This is a genomic window from Citrobacter koseri ATCC BAA-895 (genome assembly GCF_000018045.1).
Taxonomy (GTDB): domain Bacteria; phylum Pseudomonadota; class Gammaproteobacteria; order Enterobacterales; family Enterobacteriaceae; genus Citrobacter_B; species Citrobacter_B koseri.
Map to the genome: position 1 here is coordinate 3,248,008 of NC_009792.1, position 21,791 is coordinate 3,269,798.

13 protein-coding genes and 5 pseudogenes are annotated in these 21,791 nt (G+C 44.4%); 10 read left to right on the forward strand and 8 right to left on the reverse strand.

Annotation, left to right across the window (positions count from 1 at the left end; genetic code table 11):
- Nucleotides 1–63: 63 nt before the first annotated feature.
- Nucleotides 64–1,351 (reverse strand): annotated as a pseudogene (locus CKO_RS14920) (hypothetical protein).
- Nucleotides 1,352–1,542: 191 nt separating this feature from the next.
- On the opposite strand from CKO_RS14920, the gene CKO_RS14925 reads away from it, so the two are divergent.
- The 6 genes and pseudogenes from CKO_RS14925 to CKO_RS14950 all read left to right on the forward strand — a co-directional run bounded on the left by CKO_RS14925 (nucleotide 1,543) and on the right by CKO_RS14950 (nucleotide 8,766).
- Nucleotides 1,543–2,475 (forward strand): TIGR03756 family integrating conjugative element protein, encoded by a 933-nt coding sequence (locus CKO_RS14925; RefSeq protein ID WP_024130751.1) that lies wholly within the window; start codon nucleotides 1,543–1,545, stop codon nucleotides 2,473–2,475.
- 2 nt (nucleotides 2,476–2,477) lie between these two features.
- The gene (locus CKO_RS14930; protein ID WP_012134270.1) at nucleotides 2,478–3,845 is read left to right on the forward strand and encodes an integrating conjugative element protein; all 1,368 of its coding nucleotides are present in this window, start codon (nucleotides 2,478–2,480) and stop codon (nucleotides 3,843–3,845) included.
- Nucleotides 3,842–4,099 carry a hypothetical protein gene (locus tag CKO_RS14935; RefSeq protein ID WP_012134271.1) on the forward strand — a complete coding sequence of 86 codons (258 nt, stop codon included), beginning with the start codon at nucleotides 3,842–3,844 and terminating at the stop codon, nucleotides 4,097–4,099. Before CKO_RS14930 ends, CKO_RS14935 begins: the two co-directional genes overlap by 4 nt.
- Nucleotides 4,096–5,577 (forward strand): annotated as a pseudogene (locus tag CKO_RS14940) (conjugal transfer protein TraG N-terminal domain-containing protein). The gene CKO_RS14935 and the pseudogene CKO_RS14940 overlap by 4 nt, the downstream one beginning before the upstream one ends.
- A 374-nt stretch (nucleotides 5,578–5,951) precedes the next feature.
- Entirely contained in the window at nucleotides 5,952–7,136 is a 1,185-nt protein-coding gene (locus CKO_RS14945) for a DUF262 domain-containing protein (protein WP_012134274.1), read from the forward strand.
- 1 nt (nucleotide 7,137) lies between these two features.
- A complete protein-coding gene (locus CKO_RS14950; RefSeq protein ID WP_012134275.1) occupies nucleotides 7,138–8,766 on the forward strand; it encodes an ATP-dependent nuclease in 1,629 nt (542 codons plus the stop codon).
- Nucleotides 8,767–8,781: 15 nt separating this feature from the next.
- Here CKO_RS14950 and dndE read toward each other — a convergent pair whose 3' ends face one another.
- The 4 genes from dndE to dndB are packed head-to-tail and all read right to left on the reverse strand — an operon-like array spanning nucleotide 8,782 to nucleotide 13,839.
- Nucleotides 8,782–9,129, reverse strand: a complete 348-nt coding sequence (dndE, locus tag CKO_RS14955) for a DNA sulfur modification protein DndE (protein WP_012134276.1) — start codon at nucleotides 9,127–9,129, stop codon at nucleotides 8,782–8,784.
- Entirely contained in the window at nucleotides 9,129–11,126 is a 1,998-nt protein-coding gene (gene dndD / locus CKO_RS14960; protein ID WP_012134277.1) for a DNA sulfur modification protein DndD, read from the reverse strand. The genes dndE and dndD overlap by 1 nt, the downstream gene beginning before the upstream one ends.
- A complete protein-coding gene (gene dndC, locus CKO_RS14965; RefSeq protein WP_012134278.1) occupies nucleotides 11,123–12,757 on the reverse strand; it encodes a DNA phosphorothioation system sulfurtransferase DndC in 1,635 nt (544 codons plus the stop codon). The genes dndD and dndC overlap by 4 nt, the downstream gene beginning before the upstream one ends.
- Nucleotides 12,754–13,839 (reverse strand): DNA sulfur modification protein DndB, encoded by a 1,086-nt coding sequence (dndB, locus tag CKO_RS14970; protein ID WP_012134279.1) that lies wholly within the window; start codon nucleotides 13,837–13,839, stop codon nucleotides 12,754–12,756. The genes dndC and dndB overlap by 4 nt, the downstream gene beginning before the upstream one ends.
- A 368-nt stretch (nucleotides 13,840–14,207) precedes the next feature.
- Here dndB and CKO_RS14975 point away from each other — a divergent pair, with 368 nt between their 5' ends.
- From CKO_RS14975 to CKO_RS23730, 4 genes and pseudogenes are all read left to right on the forward strand, one after another.
- A complete protein-coding gene (locus CKO_RS14975) occupies nucleotides 14,208–14,501 on the forward strand; it encodes a hypothetical protein (RefSeq protein WP_024130753.1) in 294 nt (97 codons plus the stop codon).
- Nucleotides 14,502–14,586: 85 nt separating this feature from the next.
- Nucleotides 14,587–15,526, forward strand: a pseudogene (locus tag CKO_RS14980) (ArdC family protein).
- A 179-nt stretch (nucleotides 15,527–15,705) separates the two neighbouring features.
- Nucleotides 15,706–17,310, forward strand: a pseudogene (gene mobH / locus CKO_RS14985) (MobH family relaxase).
- Nucleotides 17,300–18,227: pseudogene (locus CKO_RS23730) on the forward strand (tyrosine-type recombinase/integrase). The pseudogenes mobH and CKO_RS23730 overlap by 11 nt, the downstream one beginning before the upstream one ends.
- A 753-nt stretch (nucleotides 18,228–18,980) precedes the next feature.
- Here CKO_RS23730 and qatD read toward each other — a convergent pair.
- Genes qatD through CKO_RS15005 form a run of 3 tightly spaced genes read right to left on the reverse strand, consistent with a single transcriptional unit; the run spans nucleotide 18,981 to nucleotide 21,786 of the window.
- Nucleotides 18,981–19,706, reverse strand: coding sequence for a Qat anti-phage system TatD family nuclease QatD (gene qatD, locus CKO_RS14995; RefSeq protein ID WP_024130755.1), 726 nt, complete (start codon nucleotides 19,704–19,706; stop codon nucleotides 18,981–18,983).
- Nucleotides 19,703–21,043, reverse strand: coding sequence for a Qat anti-phage system QueC-like protein QatC (gene qatC / locus CKO_RS15000; RefSeq protein ID WP_012134288.1), 1,341 nt, complete (start codon nucleotides 21,041–21,043; stop codon nucleotides 19,703–19,705). The genes qatD and qatC overlap by 4 nt, the downstream gene beginning before the upstream one ends.
- On the reverse strand, nucleotides 21,043–21,786 hold the full coding sequence (locus CKO_RS15005; RefSeq protein WP_023302420.1) for a hypothetical protein: 744 nt from the start codon (nucleotides 21,784–21,786) through the stop codon (nucleotides 21,043–21,045). The genes qatC and CKO_RS15005 overlap by 1 nt, the downstream gene beginning before the upstream one ends.
- Nucleotides 21,787–21,791: the final 5 nt, after the last annotated feature.

The following is a 21,791-nucleotide window of genomic DNA, read 5'->3' on the forward strand; positions in this document are numbered from 1 at the left end:
ATATAACATCCGCTTCTCACTCAAGTAAAAATATATTTCCCAAAAAAGTAGCACCCTCTAAAACTATCCCTTGTTAAACTGTTCCTGCGGCGTTTCCCACTTTAGTAATCGCTCAACTGCCGTATCTACTGATAAGAGTTGACGGGCCAGTTGCAAACGCTCCATTACCAGTGCCTTCTTTTGCCCATCCAACATTGCCACATCCAGCTCCGCCTCACAAAAAAACTGCTCTATACGCTTATCTTCCGCCCACTGCACCATAATAGCTTTCAATTCGGCCAGACTGACGTTATATGCCTCTTTTTCCCTTCTGATCCGCTCCTTTTCCAGATATCTCTTCTCATCCAGCCCCCACTGGATCCGCCGTGCTTCAGCCTTAACTCTGGCCTCTTCCTGCTGCTTCTTAATCAGCGGAACAACATCATACATCGCAGAAATGATCTTCGGGATCTGGCTTACAAGCCCACACTGTTTTGTCTGCCGAAACTCAGTCTGCCATTTTGTTGATGAGTATGGCGAATAAAGCTGTAGCAGAAATCGTCCTGTAGGTAAATTATGTTTAATGACATAGCGAAACGGCTGTTCATGCTTTCCTCGCATCCAGCGGATGCCTGGTTTCATCGCGAATGTATTGACCATTAATCTCTTTTGCTGGAACATATTCCGTCATTTCAGCTAGGCTAAAGCCGAACAACATATCTTCAATGCAAATAATACTTGCTGAAAAAGGGCGCCATAAACTGTCGTAGCGCAAACCTCCCTCTTTTAGATCTTCTTTGATATCGATGCCCTGACAATGAAGTCCCTCAGCGCTTTCAGCCAATCGTACCCAATACCCTTGCTTTCCCAATGCAGCAAAGAACCGACTAAGAAAATCGATAGCACTGTTGAACCCCGTTTCTGAAACATTCAGATCGAGTAGCTTCTTTTTCGTTGGTTTGTAGTAGCCGTCTTTTGTGACGGAAGAGACGGGAAGGTAAGTTTTGAGATCATCAATCAGTGCATAGCCACTACCCGCCGTCCTTGCTCGCTTTCGCGGTGCTGGCATGGCTACTTTAGATGGTACTTTTGTGAGGGGCTGAACGGCCAAACTGGCTTTGCCTGAAGTTTTTTCTACCTTGCCCTTCTTCAAATCAGGCAATGCTGGCACCGCAGGTGCAGCCCCTTTCGCCAGCGCTTTCCAGTAACCGGCAAGCGGCCTGGGTATCCGCATTTCTGTACATCGTTTTGCCAGTAACGTTGTACTAATGCCATATTGCGCGGCTATGCGCTCCGCAGGTTCGCGCCAGACGAGATTGTAGAGTGATTCCCGATCCTGGGGTAACGCATTGCGTGGATTGATATCTGACATTGGTCTCCCTCTCCTTTGGCCGACATTATCAGAAATCGTTGTCTGCGGGTGATTAACAGAAATCACTTTCCCCCATTAGATTGTAAGCATTTACAAAAAAATGTTCTGTTGGCAATACAGAGTTCCCCCACGCCATTTTTTCCACCCTGTGGTAAAGCCTGAACTGATGATATCGGCTCAGGAACATCGCCATGAATCTCCACCGGACATTACTTTGCTTACTGATAATGATGCCGTGCGCAGGTAAAGCCATCACTACACCGGAAATCGCTGCCTCAGCCCTGTCGCCGACGTGCGTAAAATATCAGGTGATCGGTGTCTGCTACTGGCTTTTTTGTTCACCGTTTGGCTGCTCGGTACGCACGTCGGTAAAGGTACGCCATTTCCGACCGGACCTGGTGGTATCGGCCTACAGCGTGACCGGGCAAAACCCGTGGGCTGAGATGTCGCCGCTCAGTTCGCCGCTGCCCGGTATCGCCGAAGCCGGTGGCGATACAAATCCCCGCACTGTCGGCCAGCACAGCAAAGTCCGCTTTAAAAATGCTGATGCGATTGGCTTCCCTGCCGGTGATGCGCTGGCAAACTTCTTTGCCCAGTTTGGCTACGTCTGCGCCCCGTCGTCACAACCTTTTCTCCCTTATTTTCTCAGCACGCTGGATGCGCTCGCCTGGCGCAGCGGTGTACCGGAAATGTTCTACCCAGAGGCGTTAACGCCAGGGCTGCGCGAAGTCAGCAAAGACGGTGATATGTGGGGCAATGTCTACCCACGAGCCGGGGCGCTCAGCCAGACGCATGACTATAAGGCCGGGGCGGTCATCGCCCAACGCGTTGCCGATCTGGTAACGCGCAGTGGTCAGCCGCATGTTTATATTCCGCTGACTGCCTCTTCACACGACGGATACTGGCCGCCAGATCCTGTTATGGAAGGCGACAGCAGTAACCATCAGTGGCAGATGCTGGCTCCCAAAAAGTCTGCCTCCTGCGCCATTTTCCCGGATGGGTCTACCACCGACTCTTACGCCGATAAACTGGCAGAAGACGGTGCATATGTCTGGACGCTGTGGCGCCCCTATAAATGCTGCCCGCGTCGTGGGCAAACCTTTCTTGGCAGCAGCGGAGGTTAACTATGCGCTCAGCTTACTGTCTTCTGTTCGTCGCCTTTCTCGCTCCGGCAGACGACAAATATCAATACAAACAACAGGGGGCGATCAGCGACTGGATGTATTACCGCATCGGCGGCGGTGCGGCCATCTCTCCACCGCCAACCCGGCGTAACACCTTCCCGCTAACGGCAGGTGTAAGCTGGAACAGCGATATGATGTGCGGCAATTTCGATATCGACACCACAGTCCGTAATCAGCTCAACGGCGTGACGGACGGCTTCCAGCAACTGATGGGAGAAGTCATCGAAAGCGCAACCAGCGCGGTCGCCAGCCTGCCCGCAATGGTGATCCAGCGAGCCAATCCCCAGCTCTACGATCTGCTGACCAACGGTGTGCTTCAGGGACGCCTCGACTTCGATAAGTCACTGTTAAGCTGCCAGAATATGGCAGGCAAGATGACCGATTATGCGCTCGGTCCGGCATGGACGCAGAGCGCCCAGGCGGAGAACTATCAGGGAATTGCGGCCAGCGAAAAAGACGCCGTTCGTGCTGACCAGAGAGCAGCCGAAGAAGCGGCAGAGAAAGGCAAACGCTGGGTTGGTGGCGAACATCGCGGCGGTAAAGGCCAGCCGCCCATCAAACTGATACGCGATACGACGGTTGCAGGCTACAACATCCTCAATAATCGTAGCGCGACCAGCACCGGTTCCGTCTCTGGCAGTGACTGCCAGGGTGAGTTATGTCAGGTCTGGAGCAAGCCCGATGACGCCGCACAATGGCTGACGCGGGTAGTTGGCGAACAGACTATTAACGTCGCCCCGGATAACGATCAATCCGGCGGCACTGACCAGCAAAGCGGCGCACAATCCGGCGTCGGGCTGACGCCGCTTATTCAGGAAGAAAAGGATAAGATCCAGCCGCTGATTATCGATATGGTGAACCGCAGCCAGCCCGTTAATGATGACACACTGGCGCAGGCCAGCGGCGGCGAACTACATCTGACGCGCGGCGTGATTGAGGCGCTGCGCGACGATCCCGATGCAGCGGTGCTTATCCAGCGGCTCTCCGGCGAACTGGCTCTCTCCCGCGTGATGGAGCAGGCGCTGATGGCCCGGCGCACACTGCTGGCAGGAATGCGCGAACCCAATGTCTCCGGAGAAAAAGAGGCACAAACCGCGCTGACCCAGACCACCGCCCAGCTCGACCAGGAACTGTCTCAGCTCAAGCTGGAGCTGGATATGCGTCAGGCGCTGGCGGATAACGCCGCGCTCACCATCCTTGAACGCCAGACCATGCGGGCGAAGACCAAAGGCCAGGCGGTCGGCGTAGAGGACGACACCGATAAACGGGTGGACGATCTCAGCAAGCCCACAGGTGGAGAGGCGCAATGAAGCGGCTGATGCTGTCCGGCACCCTGCTGCTGATCTGCATCGCAGCGACATTTTACCTGGCATCAGGTAACACGCCGCAGATTAACCGCAGCGATCTGCTGCTCTGGCGTATAACACTGTACGCTGCAATGTCCGGTGTGGGCTGGCGTCTGTACGATCGCTTCCCACCTTATCGCCCGACAATTCGTCGCATCACCCTGTGGTTTATCGTGCTGATTGCGCTCAATGAGATCGCGCCGGAGGTATTCCGGTGACGACCAACAGCTATCTGGAATACTTTCTGACGCTGCTCGGCTGGGTGGTCAATAACGGGTTGTGGAATGCGATTAGCGCCACCGGATTATTCGCCCTGCCGCTGCTGATTAAGTTGCTGGCACTGTGGTTACAGGCCAGAAGTCAGGGGGCGGATGAGGGCAATAAAGCCGCGCTTGCTCTGGTATGGACCGAGCACCTGATGTACACCTCGCTGCTGGTGATTATGTTCACCTGCGTGCCAATGTTGAACATCGACCTCGATACCATCAAATATGACACCACGCGCTCAAAGCAGTGCGGCATGTCGGTGCCACAACCCGCCGATACCGGCTATCAACCGATTATAAACTCGCTCGGCGGTAAAACCGCCGCCGTCCCGGTCTGGTGGTACTTTATTCATGTGATCAGCAAAGGCATCACCAGCGCAACGGTTGCCACCCTGCCCTGCCAGCCGGATCTGCGTCAGATCCGTTTTGAGGTGCAGCACACCCGAATCAAGGATCCAGCGCTGGCTCAGGAACTTCGGGATTTCGTCGAGGAGTGTTATGCCCCTTCCCGCGCCCGTCTGAAATTTCGTGCCGGAGAGCTGGAGGATGACACCAGTGATGATACTGCCTAGCTGGGATCATCGTACTTTCTCAACACGACTGGTTACTACGATACCGACCATGCCCTTTCACCGCACAGTGCGTGGCCGTACAGCACATCACGCGATGCCGGGCTGGCCGATACCGGCGCGGGCGGCTATCCCACCTGTAAACAGTGGTGGGCCGACGATACTGTTGGGCTGAAAGCGCGGCTACTGCAACTCCCGGCTCCGGATATCTGGACAGCGTTTAAAAAGATCGGCCAGTCGCAGGCAGTATATGAAGAGGCCGTGTTGCGCTCGCTGGTCAGTGAGCGAAATATGCAGGTATCGCAGAACGGGCGCGTTTACCCCGGCTATGGTGGCAATGTCGATGGCACCATAGCCAATGCCGCCACCCGGCTGGCATCCAGCGCCGGAAATATCCTCGGCAGCATTGCGGCGTTCCCGGCGTTTGACAGCGTACGTCAGGCGCTACCGATGGTACAGGCGCTACTGCAAATGGCGCTGGTGATCTGTATTCCGCTGGTAACACTCTGTTCGGCATGGGATGTGAAAGTAGTGATGACACTGACGTTTGTGCAGTTTGCGCTGTTCTTCCTTACCTTCTGGTGGGAACTGGCGCGGTGGCTCGATAGCTGGCTGCTGGATGTGCTCTACAACAGTGATACCCACAGTAGCTGGAATCTGGCCGGGATCCAGAATACGCAGGATGACGTGATCATTAATTTGGTGATGGGGTCGATGTTTCTGGTTCTGCCGACTTTCTGGATGGGGGCGATGACGTGGGCTGGGGTGAGAGTTGGCATAGCGGTGAATGGGGCGCTGGCGGGCGGGGTTAAGGTGGCACAGGATAGTGGGGGTAAGGCTGGGGGGATGCTTGGGAGGTGATTAGCCAAATCTACTTTTTTGATACGTATAAATTGTAATTAAACATCGCTCACTTTGAGAAAATTTTTGGACACAAAACCCACCGATAGTCTATCAAGGCTGGTTCTCTGATGGGCTTTGCATTATCCCCTCACAAGATCGAACAATATTCAACCAACGAGTTGCCTAACTTTGTGATCTGTATGGATTAACATCGTTGAACATATGTATAGTATTGTTCATAATCCCTCTAAAAGGTCTGGGGATGGCCTTAAACCTCAGGGCGGTAGCGTGGGATATGGTTAATTATCATACATCAATACATTCATATCTCGATCATTTTCATTAAGTAATATTCACTATATTTATGAATAATGGAATCAGGTACAATTCATATGAAAATAGATGATAGAAAAGATAAAGTAATTAATCTATTCAATGATATAAACTCAGGAGAGATCAATACCCGCCCTGATTTCCAAAGGGGAGAAGTATGGTCATCTTCGAAGAAAAAAATGTTAATTGACACTATATTAAGAAAATGGCCTATACCGCCAATTCATTTAGTTAAAATAGATGATAAAACATTTGAAGTTCTTGATGGACAACAAAGGTTAACTGCAATAAGAGATTTTATAAATAATAAATTCTCAATTGATGGTAATATTCAGCCTTTAGATGATGAAATACAAGCATTAAATGGGAAAAAATATAAGCAGCTCGATGATGATACGAAAAGGGAATTTAACACATACAGATTTATAATTTATGAAATGATGGAATATTCTGCTGGTGAACCTGGTGAAATATTTCACAGATTAAATCAATCAGTTAAATTAACCTCATCGGAACAAAGGAATTCATTATTTGGAGAATTAAGAAGCCAAACGGCTGATTTTGTTAGATTAATGCAAGATAATGGCGTGAATAAAGATCTATTAGGATTCACAAACTCTAGACTTGCTTATAATGACCTTATAGCAAGAGTTGGATATTTATTAGAAAAGAACTCTCTTCGCGCAACACTTAACGACAAAGTGTTAAATTATCGATTTAGAGATGAAACTGGATTTGACTCAGATATATTAGAACAGCTAAGTTTCTCAATATTAACCTTAGCTAATATGCGTAAGCATTTAGATGAATGTAACTATAGCATTAATCTAACAAAAGCATCATCCTTAAACTGGATATATTCTTTAGCAGAATATAAAAATATCCTTTCGACTAATTCAGACAATCTTATGGTAGCATTTTTCAACCTTGAAAGAGCTAAGCACTCAGTAAAAAACAATGAACAAATTCCTGAAGACATAATTCATTTCTTTGGTTCCAATGAAACAAACATAAAAGAATTATTACTTATATATATTGAGAGGTCATCATCTAGAGTAATGACGACAGCATCTATTATAATTCGCGACATTATAATAAATTTATCACTGTATAAGGCAGGTATTCCTCTGCCTGATAGTATTGACACATTACAGCTTGATACTCTAGCAGATGTAATAGCATCTCATAATTTCGATGTCAAAGAGTGTATTGAAAACCTCTCTAACGAATGGAAGGTTTATTAAAATGCGAGCAGCGAGAATAAATGACATCTGGCGTTATGTAAACGACGTAGAACAATATAGAACCAGAATAAAAAAAGTAGAAATAAAAAAACTATCTGGATTTGAAGATATAACAATAGAGCCTCAAAGTGCTATCACTGCGATTTGTGGCAAGAATGGTGTAGGAAAAACAACTTTCTTAAAATTAATATACCAAGCAATAAAATCACCTAAAAAACAGCTTTCTCCTTTGAGATTCGGTGTATATGATTTCCAGATTGAAATATTAGATAATCGTTCGAATATTATATTTGATAGAAATTCAGAACATCATTTAGAAAATGTTTACTATCTTGAACCGAGTCAAGAATGCGCAAGAATATTAGATTATATAAAACGAACTAAAAATATTAATGAGCTAATTGAAGGTGAAGGAGAGAATATATCATTCAATGATGATAAAACAAAACCTCAAATTGAAAGTATTATTGGCAAAAAATATAAAAGAATAGTATTCAGAGAGATCACTGGAGCAATTGAAAATGATTATACATTTCCATATTTTGAGATTGAATTAGCTAGTGGGGCAAAATACTCAAATATTGACATGGGAATGGGAGAGTTTGCGGTCTTTTATATCTTATGGTTTATAAAAAACTGCGAAAGAAACTCAATCATTTTTATAGAAGAACCAGAGAATTTTATATCGGCTAATACCCAAATTTATCTAATGGATAAGATTGCAGAGCAATCAAATAGCAATAAACTTTGGATTATGTTATCAACGCATTCCGAACATATATTGTCAAAAATTAGTGTTGAGAATACAAAAGTATTACAAAAACGTTTGACAGACATTACTCATCTGATTGAACCTAAACACCGTGAAAAGTACTTATCGGCTTTAGGGTTAGTCCCTCAGTTAGATGGTGTAATTTTTGTTGAAGATAATTTCTCAGCTAACTTTACGAACTATTTATTATCGAAACTTGCACCTGCATTCCTAAAAAGCTATAGAATTTTACCAATACGTTGTGATTCTAATATTGAAAAAATAGCTCTCCACTATGAACCCCTCAGAAAATCCCCGATAAATTACATCGGTATTTTAGATGCAGATCAGAAAGAAAAGGTAGCCCAATACATTGATAAAGATATATATATCAGTTCATTGCCAGGTGGTGTAACAGCTCCACCTGAAACTATTGTTTGGGATGTTTTAATCGATAATAGTAAAAATATATCTGATGCATTAGACGTCGATCATGACACGATGCAGAATGTAATTATGGAAAATAGCACCGCTGATTACCATGATAGATATACAAACATATCAAAGGAGCTAAGTATACCACTAGATGTTTTGCTTCAAAAAATATTCTCATCATGGATAAACATCCAAGAAAATAGAGAATTAGCAGAAGACTTTATCTTCGCCATTATTAATTACAATAAAAGATATACATCCTTAGTTGAATTGCAACCTGACAATAAAGTAAAGCTCATCGCCGATGATAAGACTATTTTCTTAAAAAGAGACGATATATACTTCCCTCAGAATAGAACGAAACCACTAGTCAACGGCATGGAATTAAAATTTAATTTATTCTTTAACAGTTATTCATTCATAGCTAAAGTAACCGCAGAATAATCTGCGGTTACTTTGTTAAAGAGATGTAGTAAAACTAATTAATTCACGATGGTTTCGCAAGGATGCAGACCCATCGTCAACATGTGCAGCCCAAGCTTGCATCATTTTTTTTCCATCAAAATTGGGATACAACATCTTCAATATAAGTTCAGTAGCTACACCTGTATCTCCCAACCATACAGCTTTATCCATACTCATATTGCCATCAGTTTTATAGTCATTTCCGTCAAAACGATAGCCACTTTCTACAGAACGGAAAAATGCTATCCGAGCAGAAATATTTGGATTAACCCCCGTGCTAGCTTTTAGTCTTTTAAGTTGATCTTCAACACGAATGTTCAGTTGCAAACGATTAGGTAACATTAGGCATTCACCTCACATTTTGCATTTTTCCAAAAATAGCCGTCTTCAATCTTTGAAGATTGACTAAATGGTGAGTATCTTATTTCATAAGATTTTGAAATACAATCACAGAGATAATTTTTGTAATATCTCTCATCAATTTCCGTATCGGTAGATAGGATAATGACCTGGTGACTAGCATCTGGGATATAGTGTTCAACTAACTTATCTCTATGATGCGAGTCTAACCTTCCTAAAGGAGTATCAATTATAATAGGAAGTAATTTCCCAGAAACATTCCCTAATGCTTCAAGCATAGTGACTGCATATATCTGTTTTTCACCAGCAGACAATAAACTACGATCAATTATTAATCCATCTTCATCTTGAAGATTCACATTAAATGTATTTACATCAATTTTAGCTCGTAATTTTAACTCGTCCTTCCTTGCCAACTTCTTATATACTCGAGAAAACTCTTGTTCCACTTCAGATATACGCTTCTGTGTCAGTTTTTTGGCGTATTCATCAAGAAGAGGTAATATAGATAGGGCATAATCACTAGCATTTTCCAGTGCAACTTTATTCTTTATTGCGTCATGAAGCTTCTGCTGTTCTCGAGTACACTCTAACGCTTCAGTTAGTGCTGTTTTAGCATCAAGGTGTAGTTTTTTAAACTCATCTACGGCATCACGTATGTTCTTGTCAAAAGTCCTAATAATATTGAAAGTACTACTTAACTGTTCTTCCTCAGGAGATCTTTCGATATTTTCTTTTGCATGTTCAATAGCCAAGTCAATTCTTTTTATCTCTTCGCAAAGTCTATTTTTTTCTTTTTTTAATTTAGGCGATAATGTGTAGACTGCATTATGTAAAATACCAGACTCACGTTCAGAGACATCTAGCAGGATATCCCCGGACGGTTGAGTCAATAGAAAATCTTTTAATTGATCTTCAATTGTCTCTGTAGCAATTTTCAACGTTGTAGATGACCGGATCGCCAATTCATTCCGGAGTTTTTTCAGAAAATCATCAAGACCTGACTTGAATGCGGTAGCTTTTATTATTTCTTTTTCCAGTTCTACTTGGTTAAAAAGATCTCTAAATATATTTGGCGCTAATGAAAAAGGGAAATATCCGTCAAGGGTATTACGCAATTGCTTTTCTGTATATAGTTTTTCAGTCTCTAAACTTCTTAATTTCGCTTCCTCACTCACTTTTGAGTCTGCAAAATTTTTTCCTTGCGCCATCAATAAAGCTTCATACTTACGTAAATCTTTGATATTTAATTCAATACCTTTCAAATAATCGAGTGCTTCGCTTCTTTTTTCATTAGCATATGAAATAAGGTCATTCTTCTTTTTTTCAAGTACTTTAACTTGTTCCTGTGCAACACGATTAAGCTTGTTTTTCTGATCATTTTTGATGTAGGTATTTAGATCTCCTTTTAACCGAGATACAACGTCAAGTCCTAGTAGACGTTGCATAGCTATCCTTAAAATGCTTCCAGTCTCATCTTCTGCAAGCGTGGCAATTTTTTCCCCATCAAAGAAGAATAATTCACCAACACCAACAGGGATCAGCTCATTTAGGAAACCCTGTAACTGCTCCGGGCTTTTTCCCTCCATAAGCACCCCATTCTCAGAAATAGAGAGTTGATCGCCCCTACCTTTTGACCATGATCGTTTTGTACAGTACGTGACATCTTCTCCATCAATTCGAAGTGTGAAACTAAGTTCCACAAAAGCAGAGGTAAAATCTTCAAAATCATCAGGTTTTCCGTTATGGACTAAAGACGATAATCTCTCAATATAGGAATTCTTGGTAAAAACATCATCAAATGCTTGTGATCCATACAAGGCAAGTCGTATTGCAGTTAAAATAGAAGTTTTCCCAGAACCATTAAGACCACCAATCAAAATTAGTGGCTTTCCAGGTTCATCATTTGGAGCAAGATCGAGCACATGTTCACCACGAAACACGCGGAAATTACGCATAACCAGTTTAGTTATAATCATTTTGCCACCTCATCATTACTGGTCACACTATTTAATATGTTCTCAAGCCTATCAAAATCATTTGATAGATCATCCAAAGCAAGTTCAATATCTTCTTTTTCTTTTAAAAGCATATCGAATTGATTCTTTTTCTGAACCGAAGAGTATTTTTCCTTGATCTCTTCAAATGTTCCCCAATCCTGTTGTAATATCGATTCTACTTTCTTTTGAACATTTTGACGGCGCCCCATTCCTTCAAAAGAGATCTCAAGATCAATCAGCTTCATGACCATCTCAGGGACAATTCCATGTTCAGTGGCTAGTTCATGAAGTAGTCCTGCATCTGCACCAGCAAAACGAACTCGTTCATCTATCTGCCAAGCTAAATCATGACCATATACACGTTTATAGATTTTTGGCAGAGAATCATTCCAATCAGGTTCATTAGGATCATTAAGCCACTCCTGACGAATAGCATGTAACTCCCCTTCAGTTATAAGCTGAATATCATGTCCTTGTGCTTTCAAGACCTTATCCAGGTTGAGCAACTTCTCCAGCCATTCTTGTCGATATTTCAATAAATAGGGGCCAGGAACATGTTTTCGTTCAACCGAAATATCCTCCCCCTCTTTTAAATACTGATAACTAACCTTTCCAGTTCGGCGCTTAAAGTTACGGTACTTATCTTTCTCTTCTGGTTCAGTAGTCTTCGCAAGCATATTGCGAAACTCCAACAACGGAGCCATCCATTGCTCTCCGTTTTGAACTAGACTTTCCATAGCCCGATCTTTGGTTACAACAGTACAAGTCCAGCACCCAAATCGCGAATTACCACAAGACGGGGTGCTGTCATCAATAACCATAGGGCATTCCCCCTGACCAGAGGAGTCCATATACAAAGTCCATAAAGGAAGGTTGTTCCCACCTCCCCAAGGTGTTTCCCATTCGGTTACATCACTTGAATAGCGGAATGCACCTCTCAACAATTTCCAGACATCATCAACCCCCCAAGTATCAATAGGGGTATAGATAAACGCATTAGCTAAGGTGGTATGACGAGCTAATCGAGTCCCATCAATCTTGTGTTTTGCAATTACCTGAGCACGGGATGCACTTTCTGCAGAACGGGACCCTAAAACCACAATAACTTCTTCGAACTGACTTACTTTATCTCGAATAAAGTCACTAACCGGATTGATTTTCATACGTTCGGTACACCAGCGGAACTGCCGAGTAGGTGCCGGATATCCCTTTCCTAAAAGGTTTGCCCAAAATGTTTCATGCGTTTTAGGAACAACTTGTTGCACCAATATGGGCAAACCATCCTGGCGAGCACCTCTTTCTATTAGCTTCAATGTTCGACTGATCAGGTTTACAACTACTGGTGTCTCGACCAAAGTATCTGAACATACGACAAAAACAGGCTTATTACGCTGCTCGGGAGACAATCCCAGTAATGCCAGATAAATAAGAGTTGTTACAGCAGACGAATCCTTACCGCCACTGTAGCCAATAACCCAAGGACGTTTATCAGCCAGATAGATCCGCTGGATCTCAGATACAAATTCATGTAATGGACGCCCAGCAAAGGTTTCCTGATTAATAAAATCTTCGTAACTATCAAGATCATATGCTTGTAATAAATGACTCATGACTTCAGTTGCTCTTCTAATTTTTGTTCTTCTGAATTTAAAGGAATGCCGAGTTTCTGTTTCAGAGCATTACTGGTTAAGTGTATCGATATCGCTGATTTGCTGATTTTTCCATGCAGCATCGTGCGTTTTAGCCATTCCGGATTCGCCTTTCGCCAGTCAATATCTCTCAAACCTTCCAACTTTTGCTCCCAGTTATATGGCGAATGTTGTAGCAATCCCTTACCCATCAAACCGATGGCCTGTAAACCTACACCGTGAGAATGGATAAATTCCTGACGCATACTCGCTGGAGAAATCTCACGGCGTCGTACCATTTGCCATTCGGGCATAACTCCAAACACAGCACGCCAGAAACGTTCCGCTTTATGCTTTTCGTCATCGGAGTACAAATCTTTCAGCCCTTTACCGAGTAATGCTTTCGTCGCCTGCTTGATGCTGCTCAACGTAAAAAGCTTATTGGAAAGCGATGATATGCTTGATTTTTCCATTTCTGTGAAACCAATAAACGGCTCAATATTTTCAGCCAGATGGCAGGCAAGTTGAGCGCTTGGATCTCGGTGATCATAGAGGGTCGCCAACGAAGGGCTTGGTCTAACCGCGTATTTGTTCAAATCAGCAAACATCTGTTGGCTTCTCACTAACCCCCGATCAACGAAGAACAAAACCGGAATGTTGTCATATCCCAGCTCAGGGTTTGCTTTTAATGCTTCTTCGATAGCCTTTCGTCTATGCTGCCCGTCATTAATCAAAATTTGGGCTCCCATAGGCACTTGTAACGTACCCAGACTCCCAGCATCGTTAATTGCTTCAAAATGCACATCAACAGCAACAGAAGCGGTAAGTGCAGAAAAAATATAGTTATCTGGATTATCCAACAGATAACGCACCATGTCGGGTATCCGTGCTTTATTTAATGAGCGCTGCGCCCGCAGTTCAGGTGGAACCTCTTCTTCATCAAAGCTGAAAATCTTTGGAATTGTCAGCAATGGGCAGGTCGCAATGTAAAACTCTCTTCCTGCCTGCATTCCACGTACCGCAGGAAACATGTAAAAGTAATTTGTCTGGTTACGATCATGCATAAGCGTCACTCATAATACTGTTTATAAACACAGTATAAAATAAAAATTTTAACGTTACAGTTACGTAACTACGTATCTATTACGTTATCTGCGTACAGTTTAAAGAATGGATACTGAGATTTAAACCTCAAAAATTGTGAGAGTTTACTTGCCGCAAGATTATGCGCGTGCATAATCTCATTGTTAGACGAATGTTTATGCAACCAGAGCCTTCAGATTGCCACCTTCCCGGTGAGGCTCGCCTTTTCGTCCGCTCCGTATCATCTTCGCGGACAGCGCTTAGCGCCTGATACATCCTCTACCCCACCATGCAGGGAATCCCTCCCTGCCGGGCGGTGTTTCTCTGCTTTCATCACTGGAGAAACACTATGCCTACTTCATCTTGCCCTGAAGCAAAATCCTTATCGCTGTCTGTCTCAACTGAGGCCTGGGAAAAGGTAGTCAGTTTTCCACTCGATCCCTCTCAGGAAGACGACCGTCTCGAAAACCTGATTGTCGCCACCATGCTGACATTCAAAAGCGCAGGCCCGGACCGTAAGAGTATTAATTTCGGTCTGTACTGTTTGCCCGCTGACGGCTGCAGCAACGTACCGCTGATGACGCCACTACGCTTAACGCTTGAAGATAACCATCTGCTGGTTACTGCCCTTCATACCTGCTGATTGCCTCAGCATACTTCACTCCCCGTGCCGGGCGACTCCCGACCGGGAGCGCTGTACCCGGCTTCTTTATCATGAGGTTACGCTTATGAACAGAAGCAACGATCTTTACCAGAAAGTCACCGATGAAATTATCGCCGCGCTGGAGAAAGGCGTGATCCCCTGGGTTCGCCCGTGGCGGGAAGGGGAACCGGTGGTGCCGATGAATGCCTTATCCGGGCGGTTTTATCATGGCATCAACATTCCTCTGCTCTGGAACAGCGCTGAGCGACAGGGATATGAAAGCGATCGCTGGCTGACCTTCACTCAGATTCGCAATACGGGCGGTAACGTTCGTAAAGGTGAAAAATCTACACTGGCCGTGTTCTATCTGCCCCAACAGCGTGAGGTTGTTGACAGCAACGGGAACGCGGTTTTTGATGCTGACGGCAACCCCAAAGTGACGTCTTACGCCGTGGTACGCGAGTTCCGGCTGTTCAACATTCAGCAATGTGAAGGACTGCCGGAGGCGTTTTCACAGCCTGTTGTGATGGTCGATGACCCCATCGCCTCCGCTGAACAGGTTGCCCGACAAAGCGCGGTGACGATCACTCACCGGCGCCAGAACCGGGCGTATTACTCGCCGGCGCCAGAACCGGGCGTATTACTCGCCGGGGCGCGACTGCATCATCATGCCGCATCCTGAGCAGTTCGCTTCACGTGAGGATTATTACGGCACGCTACTGCATGAACTGACGCACGCTACCGGACACGCTTCGCGGCTGAGTCGGGACGGCATCACTGCCGGAAACCATACCTTTGGCGATCCGACGTACAGTTTTGAGGAACTCGTCGCCGAAATGGGATCTGCATTTCTCTGCGCCCATGTCGGCATTCAGGCGAAACTACAGCATGACAGCTACATCGCATCGTGGCTCAAGGTGTTACAGCAGGACAAAAAAGCGATTTTCCGCGCCAGCGGGTTAGCGCGTAATGCCTGCGAGTATCTGCTTGAACGGGCGCAGCAGCCGTTAGCGCTGAGCGCATGACCTTCATATCAACGGCGGAGCATCCCTGCTCTGCCGTTTTTCTCCATTCCAATAAATTTGCGCAGCCCAATAAACAATTTCGCCCCAAATCTGACGGCACCAAAAGGCAAAATCCAAAGGGTGAAGGGGAAGAGAGTGAAGGGGTAACGGGCTTACCCGAAAAAGGGGAAAGGGCCATTATGCGGATATGGCTGACGCGCAAAAAGCAAAACACCACACCATCCACTGGCGAACCAGACGTCGCGGAGGGATGGCTGCATCCTGAATCCGCGCAAACGCTACTGGCTGAAACTACCCGCCAACAGTTGATCCAGTTTATTCGGCAGAGCACCGCCCTTCCCGCCTCACTGTTTGAACGCTTCTGGCTGATACCAATCCACCGCTTCGCAGAACTGGCGCAGTCGTTTCCGGCCTCGGAAAACCACCATCACGCCCACGCGGGCGGTCTGCTCGATCACAGCCTTGAAGCCGCCTGCTATGCCGCACGGCTGCGGCAGAGTTATCTTTTTCCACCTGATGCAGCGCCGGAAGATCAGGCCGCGCAGTCCGAACGCTGGACGACGGTTATCATCTGTGCCGCGCTGCTACACGATCTGGGTAAACTTGTCACGGATGTTGAGGTGGAGGACGCCAGCGGGCAACGCTGGTTTCCGTGGCATGGTCCACTGACCCAGCCTTATCGGTTCCGCTATCTGCCGCAACGTGATTACCTGCGCCATCCGGCTGCGGCAGCCCTTCTGCTCACCCAACTGCTCCCACCGGAAAGTCTCGACTGGCTCGCCGCCGATGCTGCTGCCTTGTCCACCCTGCTGCACTGCCTGAACGGACAGTATCAGTATGCCGGGCTGGCGGGTGAACTGGTGCAGAAAGCCGACCGGGCGTCGGTGGCGTTTAATCTCGGCGGCGATCCGGTCAAGGCCATCCATCGTCCGCAAACCTCGCTGCCACAGCAAATTATCACTGCCTTACGCGACCTGCTGGCAAATGAGTTTCGGCTCAACAACCCAAACGGCGGTTCTGATGGCTGGCTGAAGAAGCGCTGTGGCTGGTCAGTAAGAACGCTGCCGATGCTGTCCGTGGTTGGTTGCTGCGCCAGGGTATTGACGCCGTACCGCAGCATAACGTGCGGCTGTTCGATGATATGCAAGCACACCAGTTGCTCATTCCCTGTGAGGATAAAGCCATCTGGCATTGCCGGATTGAGGCCAGCGGCGGCTGGAGCAGTGAACTCACGCTGTTACGCTTTTCCCCTTTGCTAATTTGGGAAGATCCGCAACAGCGGCCCGCAGCCTTCATTGGAACCGTCACACCGATAACGGGAGTCCGAAGCGGAGATTGCAACGAACACCGAAGTAGAACAACCATCCCCTCTACCCGAACAGGACGATACCCCGCTATCAGGCGAAGCATTCTGGCAGTGGCTGGTGCGTAACGTTCAGGCTCAACATCTGGAAGTCAATGAACCTAACGCCCGGATCCATACCGTCGCCGGATCGGTGTTTCTGGTGACACCTGGTATTTTCAAACTCTGGTTGAGCGCCTGCGGTCAGAATGTCCCTGAAGAATACTGGCGGGAGGTACAGAAGAAGTTCCAGAATCTGAATCTTCACCGAAAACAAAAAAACGGCCTCAACATCTGGCACTGCGCCGTTGTCGGCCCACGCCGTTGTTCACGTCTGAAGGGATATCTGCTTGACGATCCCACGCCGCTTTTTGGAGATGACGTTCCCTTTAATAACCCTCATCTCTTGCTCAGTGAAGGAGAAGACACCCATGACCTTTGAACAGCTCCTGGAAGAGTATTTTTTTTGCCCGTCTGTTGCGCCCTGAAACCCAGAGCTGCTATTGCACGGCGGTAAATCAGTTTACCCACTGGCGCAACGTACTGCCCGCCGAAGTCACACCGCATATGGTGCTGGAGTGGCGTCATTACCTGTTAAATGTGCGATGTATCAAGCCGGTGAGCTGGAACCACTATATGCGCCATATGCGAGCCTTGTATAACTTCGCGATTGAACAGGGATTACTGGAACAGTTCATCAATCCATTCCAGAAAACATCACTGCGGGAATCTCGTAAGAAAAAGAAAACCCTGACCCACGAGCAAATCCTCGCATCCCGTAAAGTGCTGAACCAATATATCGAACGGGAGAAAATGCAGCGTGGCTATCGTTCGCCTTTATATCCGGCATGGTGTTGGCTGACCGTGGTTGAAACCTTCAACTACACCGCGATCCGGCTGAATCAGCTTATCCATCTGCGCATTAAGGATGTCGATCTGGTCCATGACACGCTGTTTATTCAGAGCGAAAGCAGCAAAAGCCATGATGAACACATTGTTCCCATCGCCTCCCGGCTGCGGCCCTAGCTGGAGCATCTGCTTGAAGAAGCTAAAACGAGAGGAATGCGGGCTGACGATCAGTTGTTCAACATCAACCGCTTCAGTCGGCGAACGCTACGGCAGGGCAAAGCAATGACGGAAAACCAGGTCAGTTATTTCTTTTCCAAACTCAGCAATGCCTGCCACAGCCGTTTTTCATCGCACCGCTACCGCCATACCGTTGCCACAGAATTGATGCAGAAACCGGAGCAAAATCTGTATGTCACGCAGAAACTACTCGACCACCGCGATATTAAGGTGACGCTCAGCTATATTGAACACAATGTCGAGATGCTCAGAAGTTGCGTGGAGAGAGATTGACAAAACAGGGAGTGAGTGAAAAGATCCGGCCCGAGGCGTTATAAACAAAAAAAGCCGGAGATGCGGCCATTTTGTAGTTGCCGTCAACGTCCAGCTTCATTGTACAACGTACTGATTGTTGTAGATTTTCCGATTACCATTATCGTTTTTGGTGCGAAGGCCGGACTCGAACATCGCAACTATCCTTATGATCATAAGAGATTAAAAATTTTCACATTGGACATGATACCAACATTGATACCATCAGTCCCTATTGGTGATAATCGAACAGACTATATTAGTCATTTCGAATTGGTAGTGTAAAATCGCTTCCGATCATAGTCAATGTACTTGAAAAATAGTGTAGATAGAAGAGTATAAAAAGCCAAATAATATAATCGATGAGCAAAAAATCATTAAACCCTAAATAATCTAATCAATAAAACCATTTACATTTTGTGGGAAACTTTATCTCCTCACTTATTTAATAGCAATAAAAGTATTGTTTTACAAAGCATTTAAACTCTCAAAAGTTCCATTCAAGTTGCCTAAAATATCTTTATTTCTGTAAAACAAAACCCCAAATATTATATATTTATACACAGCAATTATGCCTAATACTAAGTTTAAATTTAATCTCAAATAAAAATTCAAAGCCTTCTGATGTCTCTACAATAGATTTCGGAAATGCGTAGTATTTAAATAACCACATTGCTATTTATGGTTATTTAAATATATATATTTAGATATGTGAAAAAAATTGCATGTAAAAAATCATAACTGAAGGATATTCCTGAAGTTTTCTTCGATTTTATATTCTACATACTCTGAGCTACATCCCCATATTTTCGAAATCCCCTCAATAGCTATATCTACATCCCAAGGGAATAGCCGTTTACTAGCATATTTTGCGAATGGCCCATCAGTTTCAGTTAATAATCTATCTTTAGGTATCAATTGTAATATCCGTCGTCCTTTAATAGAGTTTAACATCGCCGGGCCAACAGAGAACCATGCACCAATATCAATAGCGCTCCTTAATTCAGATTCTGAACCCGTAAACCAATGAAATACAGGAATACCATCAATTCCTTTAAGTTGTTCAACAACCTCTTCAGCACAACCCCTTGAATGTATTGACATAATCCTGCCACCTTGGTTATGTACCTTTTTAAGTATATGTTTAAATACTTTAAGCTGTACTTCCGAATGCTCTTTATAATCTTTCCCACCATCAAGTCCGATTTCTCCAACATATTTAGCTTGTGGGAGTAAAATATCGAAAATATCTAACTCATGGTGTCTTAGATGGGCTAGTTCAGGATGAAGACCTAATGCCGTTCTGATTCTACTGTTATTAGCAGACAGTCGATGAGTGCCAATATAGGCATTAGGTGTAGTTGTAATAGAAAGGACATAAAGTCCTTTCTCTGTACACTTTTGGATAATATCACTTGGATCTTTATAAAGATCCAAATGACAGTGCATATCAAGCTTCAAATCACCTTTTCCTTTTTCAAGAAATCTTCAACTTCAAGTAAGCCATCTGAGAACACTTGTTCATACTTATCAAGATCCTCAAATTTAAGCTTTCCCGACTTTAATACCCATGATTTCAAATTTATTTTTTTAGATTTATCTAAGGCTACTGATACCGCGATAACATCATCACGACCATCTTGTTTGTGTTTAACAAAATCACGTAGGGTTGGATATGAGGCATGATGATAACTTATAGATTCTTTTAGAGTACCTTTCATTAAAGCTGCTCTTCTAATCATACATGGAACACAATATCCACACTGTTGATTTTTTCTTTTCCAATGACTACATGAAACGGTTAGATCCACAATTTCAGAAAGCATCTTAGAATCTTTACAATTACTCACCATTTGACCCTTGGTCATGAATTGATAAGGGTTAATCAATCTTACACCGAAGCCAAGATTATTAAAAAGTTCTTGAATCATTCCAATGAAATACGGATGTGTTGTCCGGGTACTAAGCGAGCCAACTCTCCGATGCGTTAATGGTGCATTCAAAGAGATAAAACCATTTTCAGGAACAAATATTGATAGATCTTTATGATTATTAATCTGTTTTACCGCATATGCACCTACAAGTGCAAACGCTAAGAAGTTTAAACTTCGCGTTCTCATAGTAATGTCTCTTGTCATCCCCCTGCCAATAGGGTTGGCACTTGAACGAAGTCTTGAAAAGGTGCCCTTCTCACGAATTTTATGGGCTATTTGATCTTGTTTAGTTTTATCCCCTTTATACGAATGGCTGATTAGCAAAGGTTTTCTTCCCGAAGATAAAAAATCTATAACACCTATAGCACTGTCAAGACCTCCAGAAAATAATGACACACAATCTAACCCCTCTAAATTAATCAATTTTCGCCCATTAACAGCTTTGAATGGTTGCGGTGGCTTAGGACCATCACCTTTAAAATTGAAATTCCATACATCACCACTCAAAAATTGTAAAGCTTTTTCTAAAAGTGGTTTGTTTTTTTCCCAAATTACTGGGTTATTTAATGAAACAAATAGATTTATATTTCTTGTCCAGCCATCAAAACAATTATCTCTTATAATAAATGTATCGGCAGCAGTTACTGCAAGAGAGATAGTTAAAAAGTCCATAACTTCATCTGATATACTTACTCCCAGTCTTTTTATAGCATCAAATATTGGCTTACCTATAGTTGCAATATCATCTCTAGGCTTAATGCCATTTTTAATAACTACACCATCACGCGAATAAATCTGCACAGAAACAGTTTTTTCGTCTGCCAATGGTAATTTTGCATGATCATATTCAACATAAATATTCATTATTCATATCCTTTCCATTCATTCCAAACTTCTGTGATAACATCCTTTTGGATAATTATAAAATCAGCTTTTGAAAAAGATCTTATATTTTTACTTAATTTTGGTTCCATGATATTGTCTACAGTCGCACTAATCAACTCATGCAAAGAATTTTCAGCCACCTGTAATTCTTTTGCATTTTGAGCATTATTCCATGCTTTACCGGCATCCATAGTAATCTGCAAAAAAATACTGTCAGTCAAATAACAAATCATTGTCTCAATAATCACATCGTCTGTTATATCGGATGGGTCAAAGGTGGATTTACCGTTCAATGCTTCAACTAACGCATCATTCATGGCGGTTTGTATTTTGTCTGCATCTTCACTACCATCAGACAATGAATGTGATATTTTAGCAATCACATCTTCGCAGGGTAGTCCTTTAAGACTGTCAAGATCTACCAGTGGCTTCATACCAGAATCATTGGTAATACCTTCATTCAATAATTCAAATAACCCCCCACCAGCGCCTATAATATTTCCTAAACGAGCATTAGCTGATTCAGAACCGCCCGTTACTTGTCTTGCATAACGAGACAAAGCCCCTTTCAATGCGACGGAATCTCTATTACGAGCAAATCTACCAAATAAAGTTCTAAATCCACTTAGGTTTTGGTTTGTCCCATTTTTTGTTTGATCAGCCCAAGGTGGTACGAGTTCGTTTCCATTTTTAGGACCTTTACTTGACTGAGATGTACCCATTTCTG